This is a genomic window from Nocardia sp. NPDC059764 (assembly GCF_042732555.1).
Classification (GTDB): Bacteria; Actinomycetota; Actinomycetes; order Mycobacteriales; family Mycobacteriaceae; genus Nocardia.
In genome coordinates this window covers 1-6,769 of the sequence record NZ_JBHWHH010000277.1, presented here as the reverse complement: position 1 = coordinate 6,769, position 6,769 = coordinate 1, and the positions used below count along the sequence as shown (strand labels likewise).

The following is a 6,769-nucleotide window of genomic DNA, read 5'->3' as shown; positions in this document are numbered from 1 at the left end:
GGGCCGGGTGGCCGAATATCGTGCCGAAGCTAGCGGCTGCGGCGGCTCTTCTTGCGCGGCGGGGGCAGCAGACCCTCGGCGCGCAGGTGGGCGGCGTGCTCGGCGAGCGCCTCGACGAGCGGGCCGACCTGGGCCACCTCGGGCTGCACGTCCACGCGCAGGCCGAATTCGATGGCCGTCTCGGCGGTCTTGGGTCCGATGCAGGCCACGATGGTGCGGGCGTGCGGCTTGCCGGCGATGCCGACCAGGTTCCGGACCGTGGAGGACGAGGTGAACAGGACCGCGTCGAAGCCGCCGGTCTTGATCATCTCGCGGGTCTCCGCGGGCGGCGGGGACGCGCGCACGGTGCGGTAGGCGGTGACGTCGTCGATCTCCCAGCCGCGGTCGCGCAGGCCCTCGGCGAGGGTCTCGGTGGCGATGTCCGCGCGCGGCAGCAACACCCGGTTGACCGGGTCGAAAACGTCGTCGTAGGGCGGGAAGTCGGCCAGCAGGCCCTCGGAGGACTGCTCACCGGACGGCACCAGCTCGGGGTTGATGCCGAAGGAGCGCACCTTCTCCGCGGTGGCCTCGCCGACGCAGGCGATCTTCACGCCGCTGAAGGCGCGGGCGTCCAGGCCGAATTCGCCGAACTTCTCCCACACCGCGCGCACCGCGTTGGTGGAGGTGAAGACCACCCACTGGTAGCGGCCGTCGACCAGGCCCTTGACCGCGCGCTCCATCTGGGCGGGGCTGCGCGGCGGCTCGACCGCGATGGTCGGGACCTCCATGGGAATGGCGCCGTGGTTGACGAGCTTCTCGCTCATCTCGCCGGCCTGCTCCTTGGTGCGCGGCACCAGCACGGTCCAGCCGTAGAGCGCGCGGGACTCCCACCAGGAGGTCTTGGCGCGCTTGTCCACCTCCTTGCCGACCGTGACCACCAGCGGGCCGACCAGTTCGGAGGCGGCGTTGTTCAGGGTCGCCAGGGTGGCGTCGATGGTGCGCTGCTGGCGGGTGGTGCCGCGTACGGTCACCGCGACCGGGGTCTGCGGCGCCAAGCCGTGTTCCACCAGCGCCGACGCGGTCTCGGCCAGGTGGCCGGAGGTGGCGTGCAGCACCAGCGGGCCGGGCGCGGCCGCGACGGCCGCCCAGTCCACCTCGCCGCGGACGTCCACCACGGTGTGGCTGGAGCCGAGTTCGATACCCGCGTAGGCGGGCACGGTGGTGCCGGCCGAGAGACCGGGCAGCACCTCGAAGCTCAGATGCGAGCGGGTGACGGCGTTGATCTCCTGGATGACCGAGTCGGTGGTCATCGGGTCGCCGGAGACCAGGCGCACCACGTCGGAGCCGCCGCGGGCCTCCGCGATCAGGGTCTTGGCCACCTCGGCGGCGTCGCCCAGGGCGGGGCGCACGTCCACCGGACGGGTCCCGTCGGCGCTTTCCTCGACCGCGATGCCGATCAGGGCGAGCACGCCCTTGTCGACGTCGGGGTCGGTGAAGGCCAGCGTCGCCCGGCCGAGCACGTCGCGGGCCCGCACGGTCAACAGCGCCGGGTCACCGGGCCCTGACCCCACGAAAAGGATCCGACCGGGATTCTTCTTCGTCACTCGGCTCACGGCTGCACCTCGCTAACGCTCGGCGCAACCGTGCCCGAAGGCGCTGTGCCTGTGATTCGCTCGCTGCGCTCGCTCATTGGGCTGTTCTCCATTGGGCTGGGATTGCTGTCGTCGGTGAGCTCAGCGGATTCCTCTGTGACGCTGAGCAGTTCGCGCGCCCCCAGCTCCAAGAGCTCGCGCGCCAGTGCCCGCCCCAGGTCCGCGGCATCCGCGACCGGTCCGACCACTGAAGCCCGGATCACATCCGAGCCGTCGATCGCCGCCGCGCAGGCGCGCAGCGACAACTCCTCCACCACCCGGCCGTCGTCGTCGAGTGATTCGACGACCTCGGCCAGCGCACCGATCGGGGCGGTACAACCGGCCTCCAAGTCGGCCAGCAACGCCCGCTCCGCGGTGATCGCGGCACGGGTGCCGGGATCGTCGAGGGCGGACAGGATGGTCACGAGTTCGGTGTCCTCGCTGCGGCATTCGACGGCCAGCGCACCCTGCGACGGGGCGGGCAGCATCTGCACCGGTTCGAGCGATTCGGTGACGACGTCCAGGCGGTCGATGCGGGCCAGCCCGGCCCGCGCCACCACCACGGCATCCAGTTCACCGGAGGAGACCTTGCCGATCCGGGTGTCGAGATTGCCGCGCAGCGGCACGATCTCGATGCCCAGGCCCAGCGCCTTCAGCTGTGCGGCGCGCCGCGGCGCGGAGGTGCCGACCTTGGCGCCCGCGGGCAGCTCGCCCAGCACCAGGCCGTCGCGCGCCACCAGCGCGTCGCGCGGATCCTGCCGGGGCGGGATGGCGGCGATGTCGAAGCGCGGATCCTGCGCGGTCGGCAGATCCTTGTACGAGTGGACGGCGATGTCTACCGTGCCCGCGGCCAATTCCTCGCGCAGCGCGGCGGTGAACACGCCCACGCCGATCTTCTGCACGGGATCGGTGGCGTTCTGGTCGCCGGCGGTCTTCACGATCACCAGCTCGGCCTGCTGGCCGTTGGCGATCAGGGCGTCACGCACGTGCCCGGCCTGGGTGAGGGCCAGCAGACTGCCGCGGGTGCCGATGCGCCACGGGGCGTCGACCGTTCCGCGAGCGGTTATGTCGTTCTCGTGCACCATTGCTCCGGTCATGCGGTGTGCCCCTGTTCGTCCCCCGGGTGGGCGGCGGTGAAATCATCGGCCAGTTCGCCCTGCAGGGCGGAGATCTCCATCGGCGCGGCAACCGCTTGCGCCGCACCGGGTTTGAGCTCGAACAGCTCGCGCAACGCCTCGGCGTAGCTGTCCCCGCCGGGCGTGGAGGCCAGCTGCTTGACCCGCACCGTCGGCGCGTGCAGCAGTTTGTCGACCACCCGTCGCACGGTACGGGCCACCTCGTCGCGTTCGGTGGATTCGAGTCCCGGTAGTCGGGAGTCCAGGCGCAGCAGCTCGGCCTCGACCACGTCGGCGGCCATCTGGCGCAGCGCGGCCACGGTCGGGGTGACCTCGGCCATGCGCTGTCCGGCAAGGTATTTGGAGAGTTCGTCGGCGACGATGGTGCGCGCGGCGGCGGTGTCGTCGGCGGCCGCGCCGGCCGACGGGTCGCGCTGCAACGTCTCGATGTCGATGACGGTGACCCCGGGCAGTCCGGCGACCGCGTGGTCCACGTCGCGAGGCAGGCCCAGGTCGCAGATGACCAGTTCCTCGGCGCCCGGCCTGGCCGACAGCGCCCGGTGCACGTCCGCGAGGGTGACCACGGCGCCCACCGCGCCGGTACAGGTGATCACCACGTCGGCGGCGGCCATGGCCTCGGCCAGCCGGTCCATCTCGATGGCCTCGGCCTCGACGCCGTGCATGGTGGTGGCTGTGTTGGCCAGCCGCTGCGCCTTCTCCAGGGTCCGGTTCACCACGATGACCTTCACGGCCCCGCCGCGCGCCAGCTGCGCCACCGCGAGCCCGCCCATCGCGCCGGCGCCCAGCACCAGCGCGGTGCGCCCGGCCAGCGCGCCCTGCACGGCGGCCGCGCGATCCAGCGCCACCGACACCACCGACGCGCCCGCGCGGTCGATGCCGGTCTCGGAGTGCACCCGCTTGCCGACCCGCAGCGCGTGCTGGGCCAGTTCGTGCAGGGTGCGCCCGGCGGCCTGCTGGGAGTCGGCCGCGGCGTAGGCGGCCCGGATCTGGCTGAGGATCTGCTGCTCGCCGACCACCATGGAATCCAGGCCCGAGGACACCGCGAACAGGTGCTCGGCCGCGGCCTCCGCGTAGCGCACGTAGGCGTGCTTGGTGAGTTCCGGCAGCGGCAGCCCGGAGTGCTTGGTGAGCAGTTCGCCGATCTCCCCGAGCGCGGGGTGGAAGGCGTCGACGACCGCGTAGACCTCGATGCGGTTGCAGGTGGAGACGATCATCGCCTCGGACACATGCGTGGAGGCCAGCATCTTGTCGGTCAGCTTGGGCCGGTCGGTCTCGGTGATGGCGATCTTCTCCAGCACCGCCACCGGTGCGCTGCGATGTGAGATGCCGACGAGAAGCACGCTCATGGCTGGACCACCGCTCCCTTGCTGGTTGTGTCCGCGGTCTGGATCGTCGTCACCCGGCGGATCGGGGTGGACACCACGCTCGCGTCGGCGACTACCGTCGCCGTACCCGCCGCGGCCGCGCTCATCGCGTCCTCGGCGGACGATTCCGCGTTGCGGGCCCGCTCGAACGACAACAGCTGCATCTCCACCGCGAGATCCACCCGTCGCACCTCGACGGTGGCCGGGGCCTCCAGGGCCAGGGCCGAGAAGCTCAGCACGCACTGCAGACCGGCCTCGACCAGCAGATCGCACACGCCCTGCGCGGCGGCATCGGGCACGGTGAGGACGGCGATGGTGGGTTCCAGCGTGGCCACGGCGTCGGTCAGCTCGGCCACGTCGCGGACGACGAGTCCGCCGACGGTGGTCCCGATGACCGCGGGATCGTTGTCGAACAACCCGACCATGGCGAAACCGCGACGGCGGAAACCGCCGTAGCCGACCAGGGCGCGGCCCAGGTGACCGGCTCCGACCAGCACCACCCGGTGTCCCTCGGACAGGCCGAGCACATCCTCGATGCGGTCGCGCAGCTTGATCACGTCATAGCCGACGCCGCGCACGCCGTTGGGTCCGAGGAAGGAGAGATCCTTGCGCAACTTGGCCGAACCGACACCCGCCGCGACAGCCAGTTCCTCACTCGATACGATGGCTACAGCGTCGTCGGCGAGTACGGCGAGCACCCGGAGGTAAGTGGCCAGCCGGGCCACCGTGGCCTGCGGGATGTCCTTCTGCAGAGCCTTGGAGACGCCAGTCGGCGGCGTCTCTTGCTGCTCTGTCACGTCGCTTGCGCTCCTCGTCCGGCCGGGGGTGAGTGTCCGGGTTCTTTTGTCGACCCGACGCCGGGAGACCGTCGCGGTCCTTACAGGCGAGGTCGAGTCAGGTTCAGGGGGTCGCTTCCGCTGCCCGAGAAGGCGGGTCGCGTGCCACCACCGTAACCGCTTGTGAAGCCCTGCACAAAGTCGGTGAATTCAGTCACTTTGCGGCGGGCTCCGGCCCCGGGTTCATTCAACCCTCATCAGCGCGAACCCGCTACGCAACACACCGGAGGGGACGGACGGAGGGGGACCCCGGCAGAAAGCCCGGAAAATCCCCTATCACGCTCGGTTTCGCGAGGTAGGTCCGGTTATTTCGCGAGGTCGGCGCGCAGCCGCGGCTCGTCCACGTCGAAATAGCTGTGCTCGCGGCCGTCCAGCAGCACCACCGGCAGCCGGTCCCCGTATTCGGCGCGCAAGCCCGGATCGGTGGCGGCGGCCACATCCACGTCCACCGTGGTCACCTCGACGCCGAACTCGGCGCAGATCGGGCGCAATTGTTCGAGTGCGGTGTGACACAGCCCGCAACCGTCCCGGGTCAACAGCGTCACAGCATGTGGCGAATCGCTCATGGCCACCATCTAACAACTTCCCGATATGTCGTTCACCGTCTACGTCGCGGCCACTCCCGGGCGTTACTGTTGGGTATGCCGGCGCATGCACCCAACGTATTCGTCGCGGGCTAACCGGCGTGGATGTCGGAACAGGCGGAGGTACTGGTGCCGGAACGTTCGAAAGAGCAGGGAACGGGCTTCATCGCGGGACGATTCGGTGAATTCCCGGCGCGCTGGGGTCAGGGACTGGCTGACCTGCAGGATCAGTTCACCCGCATCACCCGCAGCCCCTTCGGTCCCACCGAGGAAGAGGTCCGCGCCAACCTGGCCGGCGAGGCCAGCGCCGACGCCGCGATCGCCCTCCACGACGCCGAGCTGGCGCTGCGCGACCTCGGCGACACGCCGACACCCACGATCGCCCGCGATCTGACCGCCGCGGCCTTCTTCGACGTCGACAACACCATGGTGCAGGGCGCGTCGATCGTGCACTTCGCGCGCGGGCTGGCCTCACGCAAGTACTTCAAGACCTCCGACCTCGTCGACATGGCCTGGAAACAGGTCAAGTTCCGGGTCACCGGCAAGGAGAGCCACTCGGACATGGCGTCCGGCAAGGAGAAGGCGCTGTCCTTCATCGCGGGCCGCCCGACCGCCGAACTCGCCGCGCTCGGCGAGGAGATCTACGACGAGATCATCGCCGACAAGATCTGGCCCGGCACCCGGGCACTGGCCCAGATGCACCTGGACGCGGGCCAGCAGGTCTGGCTGGTCACCGCCACGCCGGTGGAACTCGCGCAGGTCATCGCCAAGCGGCTGGGCCTGACCGGGGCGCTGGGCACGGTCGCCGAGAGCGAGGACGGCGTGTTCACCGGCCGCCTGGTCGGCGACATCCTGCACGGGCTCGGCAAGGCGCACGCGGTGCGCACCCTCGCCATTCGCGAGGGCCTGAACCTCAAGCGCTGCACCGCCTACTCCGACAGCCACAACGATGTGCCGATGCTCTCGCTGGTCGGCACCGCGGTGGCCATCAACCCCGACGCGGACCTGCGCGAGGTCGCCAAGAATCGCGGCTGGGAAGTGCGCGACTTCCGCACCGGGCGCAAAGCCGCGAAAGTCGGTGTGCCCACAGCCCTCGCGCTCGGCGCGGCGGGCGGCGCGGCCGCGGCGGTTCTTTCGCGTAAGCGCGAAGCAAAGGCCGGCTGAACGACGAAAATTCTTCCGAATGCCAAGGCGACAACTGATTTCGGGCGATCCGGGTAACTCACCGGGCCCGACCGA

5 protein-coding genes and 1 pseudogene are annotated in these 6,769 nt (G+C 70.4%); 1 reads left to right on the top strand and 5 read right to left on the bottom strand.

The features are described 5' to 3' along the window. Positions 1-29 precede the first annotated feature (29 nt). The 5 genes and pseudogenes from ACFV4K_RS34180 to ACFV4K_RS34160 all read right to left on the bottom strand — a co-directional run bounded on the left by ACFV4K_RS34180 (position 30) and on the right by ACFV4K_RS34160 (position 5,512). The gene (locus tag ACFV4K_RS34180) at positions 30-1,592 is read right to left on the bottom strand and encodes a uroporphyrinogen-III synthase (protein WP_379280435.1); all 1,563 of its coding nucleotides are present in this window, start codon (positions 1,590-1,592) and stop codon (positions 30-32) included. Between the two features lie 122 nt (positions 1,593-1,714). Next, positions 1,715-2,695 (bottom strand): annotated as a pseudogene (gene hemC / locus ACFV4K_RS34175) (hydroxymethylbilane synthase); the annotation flags it as partial. A gap of 8 nt (positions 2,696-2,703) precedes the next feature. Further along, entirely contained in the window at positions 2,704-4,092 is a 1,389-nt protein-coding gene (locus tag ACFV4K_RS34170; RefSeq protein ID WP_379280434.1) for a glutamyl-tRNA reductase, read from the bottom strand. Further along, entirely contained in the window at positions 4,089-4,907 is an 819-nt protein-coding gene (locus ACFV4K_RS34165; RefSeq protein ID WP_379280433.1) for a redox-sensing transcriptional repressor Rex, read from the bottom strand. Before ACFV4K_RS34165 ends, ACFV4K_RS34170 begins: the two co-directional genes overlap by 4 nt. 344 nt (positions 4,908-5,251) lie before the next feature. Then, positions 5,252-5,512 carry a glutaredoxin family protein gene (locus ACFV4K_RS34160; RefSeq protein WP_357090964.1) on the bottom strand — a complete coding sequence of 87 codons (261 nt, stop codon included), beginning with the start codon at positions 5,510-5,512 and terminating at the stop codon, positions 5,252-5,254. A gap of 147 nt (positions 5,513-5,659) precedes the next feature. On the opposite strand from ACFV4K_RS34160, the gene ACFV4K_RS34155 reads away from it, so the two are divergent. After that, positions 5,660-6,694: an HAD family hydrolase gene (locus tag ACFV4K_RS34155; protein WP_379280436.1), complete on the top strand. Its 1,035-nt coding sequence runs from the start codon at positions 5,660-5,662 to the stop codon at positions 6,692-6,694. Positions 6,695-6,769: the final 75 nt, after the last annotated feature.